The following is a 15,927-nucleotide window of genomic DNA, read 5'->3' as shown; positions in this document are numbered from 1 at the left end:
GCTCAAGCCGCGCGCTGCCGGGCGATGAAGGCCGGCGTCATCCGGGTCAGGAAGCCGTCGCCGTCGTGCAGCACGAACATCGCCGCGAGCTGGCGCTGGTTGGCGTAGGCCATGCCGGCCTGCGGACCCAGCACGGCCAGCACCGTGGCCAGGCCGTCGGCCTGCATGCACTGCGGATGCAGCACGGTGACCGCGGCCAGCGCATGCGTGACCGGCCGGCCGCTGCGCGGGTCCACGGTGTGCGAATAACGCTGGCCGCCGTGGTCGAAATAGCGGCGGTAATCGCCGGAGGTGGCGATGGCATAGCTGTCCAGGGCCAGCACCGCCTGCGTGCTTTCATCGGCCTCATCGGTCGACGGACGTTCCACCGCTACCTGCCAAGCGCTGCCGTCGGGCTTGCGGCCCTGGCCGTAGAGTTCGCCACCTACTTCGACCAGGAACGCCTCGATGCCTTGCTCGCGCAGCCATTGCGCCACACGATCCACGCCATAGCCTTTGGCGATGGAAGAAAAATCCAGATAAGCGCCGCCCGGCTGCACCGCCGTGCGCGCGTGCGGGTCGTAGCCCACGCGCTGCCAGCCCACGTGCGCCTGCGCCTGGGCGATGGCGGCGTCGTCGGGCGCGGTCTCGCGCGCGCCTTCGGGGCCGAAGCCCCACAGGTTCACCAGCGGGCCCACGGTGGGGTCGTAGGCGCCGTGGCTGTCGGCGGCGAGTTTCAGCGCCGCGTCCAGCACCGCGGCGAAGCCGTCCGGCAGCGCATGCATGCTGCCGGCTTCGCCGCGGTTGTAACGGCTGAGATCGGAGTCGGGTTCCCAGGTGCTCATCTGGGCGACCACTTCGTCCAGGCAGGCCTGGATACCGCGCTGCAGCGACGCCAGCGCGGACGCCTCGGCCACCAGCTTCACCGACCATCGCGTGCCCATGGTCGCGCCCGCCAGCGCCTGCACTGCGCGCGCGGCGGCGGCAGGCGTGGCTGGCCCGCTCCAGGTCATGCGGATGGTCGGCGGCTGCATGGCGCCTTTACTGCGACAGCACTTCGAACACCGCCACGTAGCTCAGGCGGCGCTGCTTGGCTTCCGGCAGCGTGGTCTTGGCGTCCTCGCTGGCGGTTTCCAGCCAGTACATGCCGGCCTGCGGCCAGGTCACCTCAAACTTGCCGTCGGCGCCGCTGGTCAGCTGCATGTCGTTCTGCTGATCGCGGTAGCGGGTCGCGCCCGGCACCACTTCGATCTTCAGCCCGGCCGCCGGCTTGCCGTCGACCAGCAGCTGGAACGTCGCCTTCTCGCCCGCGAACAGGTCGTTGGGATGGGTCACCGGCACCAGCTCGATGCCCTTGCCCGTGCTCTTGAACACGGTGGTGGTCGGCGAGCCGACGGTGGCGAAGGTTTCCACCCGGCCCAGGCTTTCCGAGGCGCTGACCTCGGTGGCGCCGGCCGGGATGCCGGCCTTGAACTCCTCGGCCTTGCCGCGCCAGCGCTTGGCTTCGCCGCCCAGCTTGTAGCTGGCGAACATGCCTTCGTTGACCATCGCGATCTTGTAGGTGCCTTCCTGCGCCAGCTCCACGTCGAACACGCTGCGCAGCTTGCCGGTGGATGCGTTCTGCGCCTGCACCGCGCTGCCGTCCGGCGCGGTGATGCGCAGGCGTTCCAGCGGCAGCGGCACGTGGTTGAAGTAGAACAGGTCGTTGGACACGGCGGCGTCCACCGTGAGCCAGGCGCCCTTGTCGGAGAACACGGTCTGCGAGGGCTGCAGCCAGGCCTTGTGCGCCTGGGCGGAACCGACGGAGGCCAGGGCGGCGACCGCGGCGGCGATGAGTTTGATCTTCATGGCGAGGGATCCGTTGTAGTGAGGGAATTCGGTCGAACCGGCGCTCAGGGCTTCACCGCCAGGCGCACCGAGCCCAGCTCGGTCTTGCCTTGCGCCGACAGGTTCTGCGCGCCGCCCTTGGCCGGCCACTGGAACGGGATGCTGAGCATCTCGCGGCCGCCGACTTCGCGCGCGGCTTCGATCACCAGGGTGTACTGGCCCGGCGCCAGGCCGGCCAGCGGCTTGCTGCCGCCCTTGAAGCTCAGCGCGTGCTGGCCCACCGCGCGGGTCGCGCCGCTGACGCCGTCCACCGGCATCTTCAGCGTGCGGCCGCTGCGCCGCCACCACTGTCGGATGTCCTTCAGCCACTTGGTGCCTTCGCCGTTCTTCATGTCCACGTCGTACCAGACCAGCAGATTGGCGGCGACGGTGTTGTCGGGGCGCTCGATCCAGGCGGCGACGTAGGGGCGGTGGTACTCGGCGACCTTCAGCCGCGGGATCTCGATGCTGAGGTCGAGGTCGGCGGCGATCGCCGACACCGGCATCGCCATCGCGGCGATCAGTACGGTGCGGGGCAACAGCGTCATCGTGGGTCTCCAGTCGATCAGTGCATGAAAAGGACGATCAGCAGCAGCGGTACGGCCAGGCCCGCCGCCACCAGCGGCCAGGTCTTGCCGCGCTGGCGCGCGTGCAGTTGCAGCAGCCACAGGCCGGTCAGCGCGAACAGCAGGCAGGCCACGGCGAAAATATCGATGAACCAGCGCCATACCGCGCCGGTGTTGCGGCCCTTGTGCAGGTCGTTGAGCCAGGCGATCCAGCCGCGCGTGGTCACTTCGTACTCGATCGCGCCGCTCTGGCGGTCGATGCTGAGCCAGGCGTCGCCGCCGGGGCGCGGCAGCGACACGTAGACCTCGGCGTCGGACCATTCCACGCTGCGGCCGTCCACGTTCACGCCTATCTGCGCGCGCAGCCAGTCGCGCGCGCCGGCCGGCAGCGGCGCATCGTCGGCGCGCTCGCCCTGCAGGCTGCGCAGCGCGCTGGCGGGCAGGGTCTCGTTGACCGTGACCACCTGCGGCTCGGCCTCGATCTGCGCGGCATGGTTGAGGGTGATGCCGGTCGCGGCGAACAGCAGCAGTGCGACCAGGCTGACCGCGGCGCTGATCCAGTGCCAGCGGTGCAGGGTCTTGAGCCAGTAGGCGCGGCGATTGGGATCGCCGGCGCGGGCGGCGTCGGCGCTCAAGTGTCGCTCCAGCGCCGCAGCAGGTTGTGGTACACGCCGGTGAGCTGCACCAGCGCGGGATGCTCGGGCACGTCTGCGGTGAGCCGGCGGATCGACACATCGAGTTCGAACATCATCCGGCGCTGCGCATCCTCGCGCACCAGGCTCTGGATCCAGAAGAACGAGGCCAGGCGCGCGCCGCGCGTGACCGGAGTGACCTTGTGCAGGCTGGTGCCCGGGTACAGCACCAGGTCGCCGGCGGCCAGCTTGACGCTGTGGCTGCCGTAGGTGTCCTCGATGATCAGTTCGCCGCCGTCGTAGTCCTCCGGTTCGCTCAGGAACAGCGTCGCCGACAGGTCGGTGCGCACCGCCTCCATGCCGCCGCGGCTGCGGTCGTAGCGGATCGCGTTGTCGACGTGGAAGCCGAAGGCCTGACCGCCTTCGTAGCGGTTGAACAGCGGCGGGAACACGCGCTGCGGCAGGGCGGCGGAGAAGAAGGTGGAGTTCCTGGACAGTGCATCCAGGATCAGCTGGCCCAGCTCGCGTGCGGCCGGATCGCTGTCGGGCAGCTGCGCGTTGTCCTTGGCCTTGGCCGACTGGTGGCCGGCGGTGATGCGGCCATCGGCCCAACCGGCCTGCGCCAGCCGTTGCCGGCAATGGGCGACCTGTTCGGCGGTGAGGACCTTGGGCACGTGCAACAGCATGGTTGACCTCAATGCGGCCGCCCGGGAGGGCCCGGGCGGCGCGCGCGGACGGTGGAAGTCCGATTAGAACGTGAAGTTGGCGCTCAGCACCACCTGGCGGCCGTCGCCCGGGGTGGCCCAGCCGTTGTTGCGGATGCGGGTGTAGTACTCCTCATCCGTCAGGTTGTTGACGTTGAGCTGCAGCTGGGCCTTGCGGTTGATCTTGTAGGCGACCATCGCGCGGTGGGTCCAGTAGCTTCCGTAGGTGGTCAGCGGGCCGTTGACGTTGGTGGCGCTGTGCTGGGTCAGCCAGATCTTGCCCTGGTAGGTCGCGCCGTAGCCGATCTGCCACTTCGGCGACAGGTCGTAGGTGGTCCACAGGCTGAAGGAGTGCTCGGGCACGTTCAGCAGGCGGTCGCCCTTGGTGTAATCCAGGCCCAGGCCGACCTGGCGGTCGGACACGCCCTGCAGCACTTCGCTGTCCAGGAAGGCGTAGTTGGCGTAGACCGCCCAGTTGTCGGCCAGCAGGCCGGACACGCCCAGCATCACGCCGTCCACGCGCGCGCTGCCGTCGAGCTGCTGCAGGCCCGACGGATTGGCCGGGTTGCCCAGGTCGGCGACCTTGTAGTTCTCGCGCTCGTTGCGGAACACCGAACCGGTCAGGGCCAGGCGGCCGTCGAACAGGTCCCACTTGGCGCCCAACTCGTAGCTGACCGCGGTTTCCGGATCGACTTCGCAGGTCTGCGCGGTGCAGGCGCCGTTGACCGAGGCCTTGGACGGGGTCTTGGAGTTGCCGTAGGCGACGTAGATGCTGGCGTTCTCGACCGGCTTGTAGACCAGGCCGGCGCGGTAGGAGAACAGGTCGTCGCTGTTCTTGAACGGCACGCCGTAGCCGGTGACGGTGCCGATCGGCTGCGCCGGCAGCGGCGCGCCCACGGTGGTCGGCGCCAGCACCACGACGGCGCTGTTGGTCTCGCCTTCGTTGTGCTCGTAGCGCGCGCCCAGGCTCAGCTGCCACTGCTCGTTGAACTTGATGGTGTCGAATACGTACAGGGCGCGGTTGTCGAGCTCGCCCTCGGTGCGCCCGGTCAGGGTGCGGTTGAACACGCCGCGCCAGATGTGGTCCGGGTTGGCGATGTTCATCTGCGGCAGGCCCGGGATGTACGGGTTGGTGCCGTTGGGATTGCGGAAGTAGCTGGTGGTATCGAGATCGAATTCCTCGTGCAGGATCGAGAAGCCGGCCACCAGGTTGTGCTCGACCGCGCCGGTGTTGAACGCCACCGTCAGGTCGGTCTGGTTGTACAGGGTGGTGTTGCGGGTGTCGCGGCCGAAACCGCGCGGGCCGCTGGGGGTGTAGTTGCCGGGCAGGGTGCTGCCGCAGGAGGTGCCGGTCGGCGTCAGGTTGTTGGCCAGGCACCAGGTGCCCTGCACCGCGTCGACCAGCGCGAACTGATCGACCTGCTGCCAGCGGCTGAGGTTGCGCAGCTTGAAGCGGTCGTTGAAGCTGTGCTCGATGATCGAGGTCAGCGCATCCAGCTCCACGTCCTGCTTGTCGACGTTGCTGTAACCGTAGTAGTTGCCGCGGTCCACGCCCGGCAGCACGTCGCCGTTGAAGAAGGGCAGGCCGTACTGCGGGGTGTTCTTGTCTTCCTGGTGCAGGTAGTTCAGCGTCCAGGTGGTGTTGCCGCCCAGGCCGAAGGCCAGCGAGGCGGCCACGCCCCAGCGCTCGTTCTCTTCCACGTCGCGGCCCGGCACGTCGTTCTGGTGGACCATGGTGTTCAGGCGCAGCGCGCTGCTTTCGCCCAGCACGAAATTGCTGTCGGTGGTCACGCGCGCGTAGCTGTCGGTGCCGGCGGCGACCGAGGCCTTGTGGAACTCGTTCAAGCCGGCGTTCTTGCTGACCAGGTTGATGGTGCCGCCGACCGAGCCGGCGCCGGAGTAGACCGAGTTGGCGCCGTTGATCACTTCCACCGTTTCCAGGTTGAAGGGATCGGTGCGGCTGTACAGGCCGCTGTCGCGCACGCCGTCGACGGTGATGTCGCTGTCGGCGTTGAAGCCGCGCAGGTTGATCTTGTCGCCGTAGCCGCCGCCGCCTTCGCCGGCACCGAAGGTGATGCCCGGCAGGGTCGACAGGATGTCCTGCAGCGACAGCAGGTTCTGACCGTCGATGGTGCCGCGGTCGATCACGGTGATCGTCTGCGGGGTGTCGCGCAGCGGCGCGGTGTACTTGCCCGAGCTCGCCTTCTGCACCCGCACGCCCTGGACTTCGACGCCATCGAGGTCCTTGGCCTGGGGATCGGGCGCCGGCTCGGCGAGCACGGGCAGGCTGAGGGCGAGGGCAAGTGCACCGGCGAGCGGCGACACGACGAACTTCGAGGTCGACATGGGGGGATTTCCCGGAACGGAACTGGAGGGGGCGGCGGCCGTGGGCCGCGTCAACCGGGAATATTAATGAGAGCGATTCGCATTTGCAACGAAAAGTGAACGCGGGGGTCACAAGACGCGCGCGGCGGCGTTGCGGTATGAGAGGAAAACGGTTCCAGGCAGGGGGCGGTGGGCCGCTATGGGACGGACTGCGGATACGACTTTCCCGTCGTCTTTCCCGTCATTCCGGCGAAAGCCGGAACCCATTCTGCTTGCCACGCAGCAACGGCCGCCGGAGCGGCCCGAGCGAAGATCAAGATGGGTTCGGGCTTGCGCCGGAATGACGGAGGTAGGAATGAGAGGGCGGCGCCTCAGCCGCGGTCGTCGCGGGTCCAGACCCCGTCGCTTTCGACCTTGACCGGGAACTTGGTCACCGGGCTGTAGGCCGGGGCGCACAGCGGGCGGCCGTCGCGCACGTCGAACTTGGCGCCGTGCAGCACGCATTCCACCGTGGCGGCCTCGCCGTCGTAGTTGCCGGCCGACAGCTCGAAGTCCTCGTGCGAGCAGTTGTCCTCGAGGGCGTAATAGTCGCCGTCGTAGTTCACCACCAGGATCGGCGTATCGCCGTCCCAGGCCACCGCGGACTCGCCCGGCAGCAGTTGCGAGGTGGCGCAAACGAAAACCCAGTCGCCCATGGCGGTGTCCTTGTGATGAGGCTAGGTGTGTGGTTCATGCCAACGATACGAGGCTGGCCATTGCACGTCATCTACGACTCTTGCTCGTCATTCCCGCGCAGGCGGGAATCCAGAAACTTCAGCGTCATGCCTGGATGAAGCCCTGGATCCCCGTGTTCGCGGGATGACGGATTGAAGATTCCCGGGCACTCAGAACGTCTTTTCCAACACCTCGAAGCGCAGATCGTCGCGCTTGGGCAGGCCGAAGCGCGCGTCGCCGTAGGGGAAGGGTTTGATCGTGCCGGTGCGGCGGTAGCCGCGGCGTTCGTAGAAGGCGATCAGCTCGCTGCGGATGTCGATCACGGTCATGCGCATGGCCGGCAGTTTCCAGTCCTCGCGCGCGATGCGCTCGGCTTCGGCGATCACGTGCTTGCCGATGCCGGCGCCCTGCAGGTCGGGGCGCACCGAGAACATGCCGAAGTAGCCGGCGCCGTCCTCGATGGCCACATGGGCGCAGGCCAGCAGTTCCGGCGCGCCGTCGGCGCCGGCGCGCTCGGCGATCAGCAGCACGCTGTCGGCGCTGTCGATGCATTCGCCGATGTCGTCGGCGCCGGTGCGGCGGCCGTCCAGGTAGTCGGCTTCGGTGGTCCAGCCTGCGCGGCTGCTGTCGCCGCGGTAGGCGGACTCGACCAGGGCGACCAGGGCGTCGGTGTCGGCGTGGGTGGCGTTGCGGAACTGCAGGGGGGCAGCGGTCATGCGAGCAGGGTTCTCACTTTTTGCAGGGCGGCGACGAAGGCGTCGATTTCTTCGAAGGTGTTGTAGTAGGCCAGCGAGGCGCGGCAGGTGGCCGGCACGCCGAAGTGGTGCATCAGCGGGTGCGCGCAGTGGTGGCCGGAGCGGATCGCCACGCCTTCCAGGTCCAGCAGGGTGGCCAGGTCGTGCGCGTGCGCGCCTTCGACCAGGAAGCTGATCACCGCGGCCTTGTCCGGCGCCTGGCCGAAGATGCGCAGTCCGGGCACGGTCTGCAGCGCACCGGTGGCGTAGTCGAGCAGGGTGCGCTCGCGCGCGTCGATGTTGTCCATGCCCAGCGCCGACAGGTAGTCCACCGCCGCGCCCAGGCCGACGAAGCCGGCGATGTTGGGCGTGCCGGCCTCGAACTTGTGCGGGGCATCGTTGAACACGGTGCCCTCGAAACGCACTTCCTTGATCATCTCGCCGCCACCCAGGAACGGCGGCATCTGCGCCAGCAGCTCGCGTCGCGCCCACAGCGCGCCCGTGCCGGTGGGGCCGTTCATCTTGTGGCCGGTGATCGCGTAGAAATCGCAGCCGATCGACGGCAGGTCCAGGGCGCGGTGCGGCGCGGCCTGCGAGCCATCGACCACGGTGACGATGCCGCGCTTGCGCGCCTCGCGGCAGATCTCGCGCACCGGGTTGACCGTGCCCAGCACGTTGGACACGTGGGTCAGCGCCAGCAGCTTCACTTCCGGGGTCAGCAGCGCGTACAGCCGTTCCAGGTCCAGCCGGCCCAGTTCGTCGATCTCGGCGACCTTGATGACCGCGCCGGTGCGCTGGGCGACCAGCTGCCAGGGCACGATGTTGGCGTGGTGCTCCATGCGCGTGAGCACGATCGCGTCGCCGGGCTTGAGTTGCGGCAACGCCCAGGAATAGGCGACCAGGTTCAGGGCGAAGGTGGTGCCGCTGCACAGCACCAGTTCGTCGGCGCGCACGTTGAGGAAGCGCGCCAGCTTGCCGCGCGCGCCTTCGTAGGCTTCGGTGGCCTCGGTGCCCAGCGCATGCACGGCGCGGCTGACGTTGGCGTTGTGGCGGCGGTAGAAGTCGTCCACCGCCTCGATCACCGCGTTGGGCTTCTGCCCGGTGTTGGCCGAGTCGAAGTAGATCAGCGGCTTGCCATGGACCTGGCGGGTCAGCAGCGGAAAGTCGGCGCGTACCGCCGCCCAGTCGATCGAGGAGCCCTGCATCACGTTCATGCCGATTCCAGTTTGGCCAGGGCCGCGTCCAGACGCGCAGCCAACGTCTCGTATGCGGTGGAGCCGGCGAACACCGACAGGGTTTCGCGGCCGAAGGCGGCGGTCAGCAGGGCGCGCGCGGCCTCGGCCGGCACGCCGCGCGAGCGCAGGTAGAACAGCGCGTTGGCGTCGAGCTGGCCGACGGTGGCGCCGTGCGCGGCCTGCACTTCGTCGGCGTGGATCTCCAGCACCGGCTGGGTGTCGATCTCGGCCTGCTCGGACAGCAGCAGGTTCTTGTTCGACAGGACCGCGGCAGTGCCGTCGGCGCCTTCGCGGATCAGGATGCCGCCGTGGAAGGCGGCGCGCGAACGGCCGGCGGCGATGCCGCGCCAGAGCAGGTCGCAGACGCTGTCGCGGCCGACGTGGTCGATGCCCAGGCGGGTGTCGAGGTGGCGCTTGCCGGTGGCCAGCAGCACGCCGTTGGCGCGCAGCTGCGCGCCCTGGCCGTGCAGGGCTACGTTGAGTTCGTGGCGCGACAGCGCCGCGCCCAGTTCCAGGTCCAGACGGTGGTAGCGGGACTCGCGCGAAAGCGCGGCATCGGTGCGGGCGATGACGGTAGCGCCGTCGGCTTCGTCCTGCACGCGCGCATGGGTGAGTTCGGCTTGCGGCGACAGGTGCACGTGACTGAAGTGGTTGCCCAGGTCGCTGTGCGGCCCGGCGCCCAGGTGATGCTCGACCACGGTCAGGCGCGCGCCTTCCTGCAGCTCGATCAGATGACGAAGGTGGTAAGCGGCGTCGCCGTCCACCGGCGCGCCGACGAACACCAGATGCACGTCGCCGCCGTCGATGCCGGCCTGCACCCGCAGCACCGCGCCGTCTTCGGCGAGCGCGGCGTTGACCCGGGCGAACACTTCCTCGACGCGCTCGAACTTGCGCTCCAGGAAGTTCGAGGCGCGCGGATCGTCGCCGGCCAGCAGCTGCGACAGCGGCTGCAGCGACACGCCCGCGGCCAGGCCGTCGAGGTCGGAATGGGCGGCGTCGTAACGGCCGTTGTTGAACACCAGGCGCGGCGCCGGGATGCCGGCCAGCAGCGCGGCGTCGAACGCGCCGGGCTCGGCGGCGGCGAAGCGGCGGCGTTCCAGCCCGCGCAGCGGGGTGTACTTCCAGGCTTCGTTGCGCGCGTGCGGCAGGCCGGCCTGCAGCGCCGCATCCATCGCCTGGGTGCGGGCCAGGCCATGGCGCACGCCGCGCTGCAGCAGCGGGTTCAGCGCCTGCGAAAAGGAGTCGAGCAGGGCGGTCATGCTCAGGCCGCCGCGGTCGGGGCGATGCGGTCCTTGAGCCAGGCGTAGCCGTGCGCCTCCAGCTCCAGGGCCAGTTCCGGCCCGCCGCTTTCGACGATGCGGCCCTCGGCCAGCACGTGCACCACGTCGGGCTTGATGTAGTCGAGCAGGCGCTGGTAGTGGGTGATCACCAGGAACGCGCGGTCCGGCGAGCGCAGCGCATTGACGCCGTCGGCCACGGCCTTGAGCGCGTCGATGTCCAGGCCCGAGTCGGTCTCGTCCAGGATCGCCAGCTTGGGTTCCAGCAGGGCCAGCTGGAAGATCTCGTTGCGCTTCTTCTCGCCGCCGCTGAAGCCTTCGTTGACGCCGCGGTGCAGCAGTTCGTCCTTCAGGTGCAGCACGGCCAGCTTCTCGCGCACCAGCTTGAGGAACTGCATCGAGTCCAGTTCGCTCTCGCCGCGCGCCTTGCGTTGGGCGTTGAGCGCGGTGCGCAGGAAATAGGTGTTGTTCACGCCGGGGATTTCCACCGGGTACTGGAAGGCCAGGAACACGCCGGCGGCGGCGCGCTCTTCCGGTTCCAGCGCGAGCAGGTCGCGGCCTTCGAACTCGATCGAGCCCTGCACCACGTCGTAGCCCTCGCGCCCGGCCAGCACGTTGCCCAGGGTGGACTTGCCGGCGCCGTTGGGCCCCATCACCGCATGCACTTGACCCGGCTGCAGGTCCAGGCTCAAGCCCTTGAGGATGTCCTTGCCGGCGACTTGGACGTGGAGGTTTTCGATCTTGAGCATTTTTCGTTTATCCATAATTCGCGCTGGCTTCGGAACCGTCCGCCGCCGCTGTTAGCCCCTCTCCCGCTTGCGGGAGAGGGGTTGGGGTGAGGGCGGCGCGATGCGGCATCGGCGCAAGCGGCCCTCATCCGGCCCTTCGGGCCACCTTCTCCCGCCCTGCGGGAGAAGGGCAAACCTCATCCCACCGACCCTTCCAGGCTCACTTCCAGCAACTTCTTCGCCTCCACCGCGAACTCCATCGGCAGTTCCCTGAACACCGACTTGCAGAAGCCGTCGACGATCATCGACACCGCGTCTTCCTCGCCGATGCCGCGGCTGCGGCAATAGAACAGCTGGTCCTCGCTGATCTTGGAGGTGGTGGCCTCGTGCTCGACTGTGGCGTCGGGGCGCTTGACCTCGATGTAGGGGAAGGTGTGGGCGCCGCATTGCTTGCCGATCAGCAGGCTGTCGCACTGGGTGTGGTTGCGCGCGCCCGCGGCCGAGCGCTCGACCTTGACCAGGCCGCGGTAGGTGTTCTGGCCGCGGCCGGCGCTGATGCCCTTGCTGACGATCTTGCTCTTGGTGCGCTGGCCCACGTGGACCATCTTGGTGCCGGTGTCGGCCTGCTGGCGGTGGTGAGTGAGGGCCACGGAATAGAACTCGCCCACCGAGTCGTCGCCCAGCAGCACGCAGGACGGGTACTTCCAGGTGATGGCCGAGCCGGTTTCCACCTGGGTCCAGCTGATCTTGCTGCGCGCGCCGCGGCATTCGCCGCGCTTGGTGACGAAGTTGTAGATGCCGCCGCGGCCTTCCTCGTCGCCCGGGTACCAGTTCTGCACGGTCGAGTACTTGATCTCGGCGTCTTCCAGCGCGACCAGCTCCACCACCGCCGCGTGCAGCTGGTTCTCGTCGCGCATGGGCGCGGTGCAGCCTTCCAGGTAGCTGACGTAGCTCCTGTCCTCGGCCACGATCAGGGTGCGCTCGAACTGGCCGGTGCCCATGGCGTTGATGCGGAAATAGGTGCTCAGCTCCATCGGGCAGCGCACGCCCTTGGGGATGTAGACGAAGCTGCCGTCGGAGAACACCGCCGAGTTGAGCGCGGCGAAGTAGTTGTCGTGCGTGGGCACCACGCTGCCCAGGTATTTCTGCACCAGCTCGGGATGCTCGCGGATGGCCTCGGACATGGAGCAGAACACGATGCCCTTCTCGGCCAGTTCCTTGCGGTAGGTGGTGCCCACCGAGACCGAGTCGAACACCGCGTCCACCGCCACGCCGGCCAGGCGCGCGCGCTCGTGCAGCGGCACGCCGAGCTTGTCGTAGGTGTCGATGAGCTCCTGCGGCACCTCGTCCAGCGAGGCGTACTTGGCCTTGGGCGCGGAGTAGTAGCTCACCGCCTGGAAATCGATCGGGTCGATCTTGAGCTTGGCCCAGTGCGGCACGGGCATGGTCAGCCAATGCCGGTAGGCGGCCAGGCGCCAGTCGGTCATCCACTGCGGCTCGTCCTTCTTGGCCGAGAGCGCGCGGATGATGTCTTCGTTCAGCCCGGGCGGCAGGCTGTCGGATTCGATGTCGGTGACGAAGCCGGCCTCGTAGCGGCGGCCCAGCTGCTCATGGATCTCGCGGTTGGCGAGGTCCGCGGCCGGGGCGGCGGTGGCGGTCTTGTCGAGGATGTCGGTGGCCATGGGGCTGCCTACTGTCTATGCGTTGGCCAGGTGCAGGGCGATGCGCCTGGCGTCGTGTTCGGGTGGGGGCGGCGGCGCCAGCATCTGCGCCAGGGTCACGCTGCGCAGGGCTTCGACCACCACGTCGTTGATGCGGCGCCAGTTGGCGCGCACCCCGCACTGGTGCTCGATGCCGCAGTTGCCGGCGTGCACGCTGCACTCGGTCATGCCGAGCGGACCCTCCATGGCCTCGACGATCTCGATCAGGCCGATTTCGCCGGCCGGCCGCGCCAGCCGGTAGCCGCCGTTGGCGCCGCGGAAGCCTTCGACCAGGCCGGCCTGCGCCAGCGGCTTGAGCAGCTTGCTGACCGTGGGCGTTTCCAGACCGGCGCGCTCGGCCAGTTCCGTGGCGCTGAGCACAGCGTCGGAATGGGCGGCGAGCACGGTCAGGACGACCGTGGCGTAATCGGTGAGTTTGGTGACGCGGAGCATGGTCCGGGCGGTGGCGGTTCAATCCGTACCGATATTGTACGGTTTCCGCGGCGCCGGGGCCAGGCCCGGGTCCGCGGCGGTTCAGCCCGGGCCCGGCGTGACCGGGGCAGGGCTTGCGGTCAGAATGCGGGGAGTACCCAAAGGAATCCCGCATGCCGCGCAAGATCGTCGCCCGCCGCTCCGCCATCCACGGCAACGGCGTGTTCGCCGCCGCCGCCATCCCCAAGGGCGAGCGCATCGTCGAGTACCGCGGCCGCCGCCGCACCCACGAGGAGGTGGACGCCGGGGACAGCGGCGACACCGACTCCGGCCATACCTTCCTGTTCACGCTCAACGACGAGTACGTGATCGACGCCAACTTCGAGGGCAACACCGCGCGCTGGATCAATCACAGCTGCGCGCCCAACTGCGAGGCGGTGCTGGACGAGGACGAGGGCGACGACCGCCGCAAGGACCGGGTCTTCATCGAGGCCATCCGCGACATCGCCCCGGGCGAGGAGCTGTCCTACAACTACGGCATCACCCTGGAAGAGAAGCACACCAAGCGGCTGAAGCAGATCTGGGAATGCCGCTGCGGCGCCGAGAACTGCACCGGCACCATGCTGCAGCCGAAGAAGGACAAGAAAGACAAGAAGGACAAGAAGAAAAAGAAGAAGGACAAGGACAAGAAGAAAAAGAAGGATAAGAAGAGCAAGAAGGACTGAGTCCCTATTGCACCTGTTCCCCCTTGTTCCTACTCCCCCTTAGTTGTTCCCCCTATTGAAAAAGGGGGCTAGGGGATTTGCTGTTGCTGTTACTGCTCGCCAGGAGCTTGAAGAGCAAATCCCCCTCGATCCCCCTTCTTCAAAGGGGGAGGAAAAACAGGGGGGGCAAGGACCGACCGTACGAAGGTCCGATGGCCGCTCCGCCCCCCTGGCGGGACACTGCGGTCCCGCGCCGCAACACCGGGATAACGCGCGGCGGCGACAATGGCCGCCGCCCCCCGCGGGCGCCCCCACCCCATGCAGTTCCAGGAGCCCCCATGCGTTCGATCCAAGGCCAGGTCGCCGTCGTCACCGGAGCCGCCAGCGGCATCGGCAAGGAAATCGCCTTCGTGCTGGCCCGCGCGGGCGCCGCGGTGGCCATCGCCGACCTCAACCAGGCCGGGGCCCAGGCCGTGGCCGACGAGATCGCCGCCGCCGGCGGACGCGCCATCGGCGTGGCCATGGACGTGACCGACGAGGCCGCGGTCAACGCCGGCATCGAGCGCGTGGCGGCCGAGCTGGGCCGCATCGACATCCTGGTGTCCAACGCCGGCATCCAGATCGTCAACCCGATCGAGAACTACGCCTACGCCGACTGGAAGAAGATGCTGGCCATCCACCTGGACGGCGCCTTCCTGACCACCAAGGCGGCGCTGCCGCACATGTACAAGGACAACAAAGGCGGCGTGGTGATCTACATGGGCTCGGTGCATTCGCACGAGGCCTCGCCGCTGAAATCCGCCTACGTGACCGCCAAGCACGGCCTGCTGGGCCTGTCGCGGGTGCTGGCCAAGGAAGGCGCCAAGCACGGCGTGCGCAGCCACGTGGTCTGCCCGGGCTTCGTGCGCACGCCGCTGGTGGACAAGCAGATTCCCGAGCAGGCCAAGGAACTGGGCATCAGCGAGGACGAAGTGGTGCGCAAGGTGATGCTCGGCAACACCGTGGACGGCGTGTTCACCACGGTGGAGGACGTGGCCCAGACCGTGCGCTTCCTGGCCGAATTCCCCAGCGCCGCGCTGACCGGTCAGAGCATCGTGGTCAGCCACGGCTGGTACATGCAGTAAGCGGCATGGCCGCCCGCCGTCCGCCCGCCAAGCGCGCCAAGCCGGCAGCGCAGCCGCTGCCGCCGCCGTCGCGCCGCCCCGAACGCACCGCTCTGGTGCTGCAGGGCGGCGGCGCGCTGGGCGCGTACCAGGCCGGCGTCTACCAGGGTCTGGACGAGGCCGGCATCGCCCCGGACTGGCTGGCCGGCATCTCCATCGGCGCGTTCAACACCGCGATCATCGCCGGCAACCCGCCGCAGCGCCGGGTCGAGGCCTTGCGCGAATTCTGGGACACGATTTCGCAGCCGACCCTGCTGCCGGCGACCACGCTGGGGCAGGAGGCGCGCTGGGCCGGCCTGGGCGAGGAGCCGCGCGCCTGGCTGGACACCTGGGAAGCCTGGCGCGCCCTGATCGAAGGCCAGCGCGGCTTCTACCGGCCGCGCGCGTGGGACCCGATGGCCGCGCCGGGCCCGCAGGGCGCCAGTTGGTACGACACCGCGCCGATGATCGCCACGCTGGAGCGCATGGTCGATTTCGACCGGCTCAACGAGGGCGGCATCCGTGTCAGCGTGGGCGCGGTCAACGTGCGCACCGGCAACCTGGAGTACTTCGACAACAGCCGCATGCGCCTGGACGCGCGCCACATCCTGGCCTCCGGCGCGCTGCCGCCGGCGTTCCCGGCGGTGGAGATCGACGGCGAGTTCTACTGGGACGGCGGTCTGGTCTCGAACACGCCGCTGTCGCAGGTGCTGGCCAGCGAGCCCCGGCGCGACACCCTGGTGTTCCAGGTCGACCTGTGGAGCGCGCAGGGCGAGCTGCCGCAGAACCTGCTGGACGTGGCCGAGCGGCAGAAGGAGATCCAGTACTCCAGCCGCACCCGCCTGATCACCGACACCCAGCGCGTGTTCCAGCACTACCGCCGGCTGCTGCGCGAGCTGCTGGAGGAAATCCCCGAGGACGTGCGCCGGCACAACCCCTGGGCCCAGCATGCGGCCGAACTGGCCTGCGACCGCCGCTACAGCGTGATCCATCTGATCTACCGCGAGCGCGCCCGCATCGGCCATTTCAAGGACTACCAGTTCGGCCGCGTGGCCATGCGCGAGCACTGGCTGTCCGGCCAGGCCGACATCGCCCGCGCGCTGGCGCACCCGGAGTGGCTGGAACTGCCGACCGGCGAAGCCGCCTTCGTCTCGCACGACGCCACCGCTTCCTGAATCCGGCGCCGCCG

The 15,927-nt window shown here is 68.6% G+C and carries 16 protein-coding genes; 3 read left to right on the top strand and 13 right to left on the bottom strand.

What is annotated here, in order from left to right:
• Positions 1-2: 2 nt before the first annotated feature.
• The 13 genes from DX914_RS09795 to DX914_RS09735 all read right to left on the bottom strand — a co-directional run bounded on the left by DX914_RS09795 (position 3) and on the right by DX914_RS09735 (position 12,913).
• Complete coding sequence (locus DX914_RS09795; protein WP_115858791.1) at positions 3-1,013, bottom strand: FAD:protein FMN transferase; 1,011 nt, start codon at positions 1,011-1,013, stop codon at positions 3-5.
• Positions 1,014-1,020: 7 nt separating this feature from the next.
• A complete protein-coding gene (locus DX914_RS09790) occupies positions 1,021-1,827 on the bottom strand; it encodes a DUF4198 domain-containing protein (protein ID WP_115858790.1) in 807 nt (268 codons plus the stop codon).
• 44 nt (positions 1,828-1,871) lie between these two features.
• Positions 1,872-2,393 carry a DUF2271 domain-containing protein gene (locus DX914_RS09785; protein ID WP_115858789.1) on the bottom strand — a complete coding sequence of 174 codons (522 nt, stop codon included), beginning with the start codon at positions 2,391-2,393 and terminating at the stop codon, positions 1,872-1,874.
• A 17-nt stretch (positions 2,394-2,410) separates the two neighbouring features.
• On the bottom strand, positions 2,411-3,046 hold the full coding sequence (locus DX914_RS09780) for a PepSY-associated TM helix domain-containing protein (protein WP_115858788.1): 636 nt from the start codon (positions 3,044-3,046) through the stop codon (positions 2,411-2,413).
• Positions 3,043-3,729 carry a Fe2+-dependent dioxygenase gene (locus tag DX914_RS09775; protein ID WP_115858787.1) on the bottom strand — a complete coding sequence of 229 codons (687 nt, stop codon included), beginning with the start codon at positions 3,727-3,729 and terminating at the stop codon, positions 3,043-3,045. Before DX914_RS09775 ends, DX914_RS09780 begins: the two co-directional genes overlap by 4 nt.
• Before the next feature lie 63 nt (positions 3,730-3,792).
• Positions 3,793-6,093: a TonB-dependent receptor gene (locus DX914_RS09770; protein WP_115858786.1), complete on the bottom strand. Its 2,301-nt coding sequence runs from the start codon at positions 6,091-6,093 to the stop codon at positions 3,793-3,795.
• A 350-nt stretch (positions 6,094-6,443) separates the two neighbouring features.
• A complete protein-coding gene (locus DX914_RS09765; RefSeq protein WP_115858785.1) occupies positions 6,444-6,767 on the bottom strand; it encodes a non-heme iron oxygenase ferredoxin subunit in 324 nt (107 codons plus the stop codon).
• A 189-nt stretch (positions 6,768-6,956) separates the two neighbouring features.
• A complete protein-coding gene (locus tag DX914_RS09760) occupies positions 6,957-7,502 on the bottom strand; it encodes a GNAT family N-acetyltransferase (RefSeq protein ID WP_115858784.1) in 546 nt (181 codons plus the stop codon).
• Positions 7,499-8,734, bottom strand: coding sequence for a cysteine desulfurase (locus tag DX914_RS09755; protein WP_115858783.1), 1,236 nt, complete (start codon positions 8,732-8,734; stop codon positions 7,499-7,501). The genes DX914_RS09760 and DX914_RS09755 overlap by 4 nt, the downstream gene beginning before the upstream one ends.
• Positions 8,731-10,014: a Fe-S cluster assembly protein SufD gene (gene sufD / locus DX914_RS09750; RefSeq protein ID WP_115858782.1), complete on the bottom strand. Its 1,284-nt coding sequence runs from the start codon at positions 10,012-10,014 to the stop codon at positions 8,731-8,733. The genes DX914_RS09755 and sufD overlap by 4 nt, the downstream gene beginning before the upstream one ends.
• Before the next feature lie 2 nt (positions 10,015-10,016).
• Complete coding sequence (sufC, locus tag DX914_RS09745) at positions 10,017-10,781, bottom strand: Fe-S cluster assembly ATPase SufC (RefSeq protein WP_115858781.1); 765 nt, start codon at positions 10,779-10,781, stop codon at positions 10,017-10,019.
• A gap of 176 nt (positions 10,782-10,957) precedes the next feature.
• Positions 10,958-12,442, bottom strand: a complete 1,485-nt coding sequence (gene sufB, locus DX914_RS09740; RefSeq protein ID WP_231118189.1) for a Fe-S cluster assembly protein SufB — start codon at positions 12,440-12,442, stop codon at positions 10,958-10,960.
• Positions 12,443-12,457: 15 nt separating this feature from the next.
• Positions 12,458-12,913 (bottom strand): SUF system Fe-S cluster assembly regulator, encoded by a 456-nt coding sequence (locus tag DX914_RS09735; RefSeq protein ID WP_115858780.1) that lies wholly within the window; start codon positions 12,911-12,913, stop codon positions 12,458-12,460.
• 152 nt (positions 12,914-13,065) lie between these two features.
• Between DX914_RS09735 and DX914_RS09730 the strand changes: the two genes are divergently transcribed.
• The 3 genes from DX914_RS09730 to DX914_RS09720 all read left to right on the top strand — a co-directional run bounded on the left by DX914_RS09730 (position 13,066) and on the right by DX914_RS09720 (position 15,913).
• Complete coding sequence (locus DX914_RS09730; protein ID WP_115858779.1) at positions 13,066-13,617, top strand: SET domain-containing protein; 552 nt, start codon at positions 13,066-13,068, stop codon at positions 13,615-13,617.
• Between the two features lie 317 nt (positions 13,618-13,934).
• Positions 13,935-14,720, top strand: coding sequence for a 3-hydroxybutyrate dehydrogenase (locus tag DX914_RS09725; RefSeq protein ID WP_115858778.1), 786 nt, complete (start codon positions 13,935-13,937; stop codon positions 14,718-14,720).
• Positions 14,721-14,725: 5 nt separating this feature from the next.
• Positions 14,726-15,913, top strand: coding sequence for a DUF3734 domain-containing protein (locus DX914_RS09720; RefSeq protein WP_115858777.1), 1,188 nt, complete (start codon positions 14,726-14,728; stop codon positions 15,911-15,913).
• The last annotated feature ends 14 nt before the right edge of the window (positions 15,914-15,927 follow it).

The organism is Lysobacter silvisoli, assembly GCF_003382365.1.
In the GTDB taxonomy this organism is placed as follows: domain Bacteria; phylum Pseudomonadota; class Gammaproteobacteria; order Xanthomonadales; family Xanthomonadaceae; genus Lysobacter; species Lysobacter silvisoli.
The sequence above is the reverse complement of the archived record's forward strand: the minus strand, read 5'-3'. Positions and strand labels throughout refer to the sequence as shown.

What these genes read in the sequence shown, in the direction of transcription:
- sufB (WP_231118189.1), bottom strand. Translation starts at nt 12,442, where the DNA reads ATGGCCACCGACATCCTCGACAAGACCGCCACCGCCGCCCCGGCCGCG.
- DX914_RS09755 (WP_115858783.1), bottom strand. Translation starts at nt 8,734, where the DNA reads ATGAACGTGATGCAGGGCTCCTCGATCGACTGGGCGGCGGTACGCGCC.
- DX914_RS09765 (WP_115858785.1), bottom strand. Translation starts at nt 6,767, where the DNA reads ATGGGCGACTGGGTTTTCGTTTGCGCCACCTCGCAACTGCTGCCGGGC.
- DX914_RS09795 (WP_115858791.1), bottom strand. Translation starts at nt 1,013, where the DNA reads ATGCAGCCGCCGACCATCCGCATGACCTGGAGCGGGCCAGCCACGCCT.
- DX914_RS09760 (WP_115858784.1), bottom strand. Translation starts at nt 7,502, where the DNA reads ATGACCGCTGCCCCCCTGCAGTTCCGCAACGCCACCCACGCCGACACC.
- DX914_RS09725 (WP_115858778.1), top strand. Translation starts at nt 13,935, where the DNA reads ATGCGTTCGATCCAAGGCCAGGTCGCCGTCGTCACCGGAGCCGCCAGC.
- sufC (WP_115858781.1), bottom strand. Translation starts at nt 10,781, where the DNA reads ATGCTCAAGATCGAAAACCTCCACGTCCAAGTCGCCGGCAAGGACATC.
- DX914_RS09735 (WP_115858780.1), bottom strand. Translation starts at nt 12,913, where the DNA reads ATGCTCCGCGTCACCAAACTCACCGATTACGCCACGGTCGTCCTGACC.
- DX914_RS09785 (WP_115858789.1), bottom strand. Translation starts at nt 2,393, where the DNA reads ATGACGCTGTTGCCCCGCACCGTACTGATCGCCGCGATGGCGATGCCG.
- DX914_RS09775 (WP_115858787.1), bottom strand. Translation starts at nt 3,729, where the DNA reads ATGCTGTTGCACGTGCCCAAGGTCCTCACCGCCGAACAGGTCGCCCAT.
- DX914_RS09730 (WP_115858779.1), top strand. Translation starts at nt 13,066, where the DNA reads ATGCCGCGCAAGATCGTCGCCCGCCGCTCCGCCATCCACGGCAACGGC.
- DX914_RS09770 (WP_115858786.1), bottom strand. Translation starts at nt 6,093, where the DNA reads ATGTCGACCTCGAAGTTCGTCGTGTCGCCGCTCGCCGGTGCACTTGCC.
- DX914_RS09790 (WP_115858790.1), bottom strand. Translation starts at nt 1,827, where the DNA reads ATGAAGATCAAACTCATCGCCGCCGCGGTCGCCGCCCTGGCCTCCGTC.
- DX914_RS09720 (WP_115858777.1), top strand. Translation starts at nt 14,726, where the DNA reads ATGGCCGCCCGCCGTCCGCCCGCCAAGCGCGCCAAGCCGGCAGCGCAG.
- sufD (WP_115858782.1), bottom strand. Translation starts at nt 10,014, where the DNA reads ATGACCGCCCTGCTCGACTCCTTTTCGCAGGCGCTGAACCCGCTGCTG.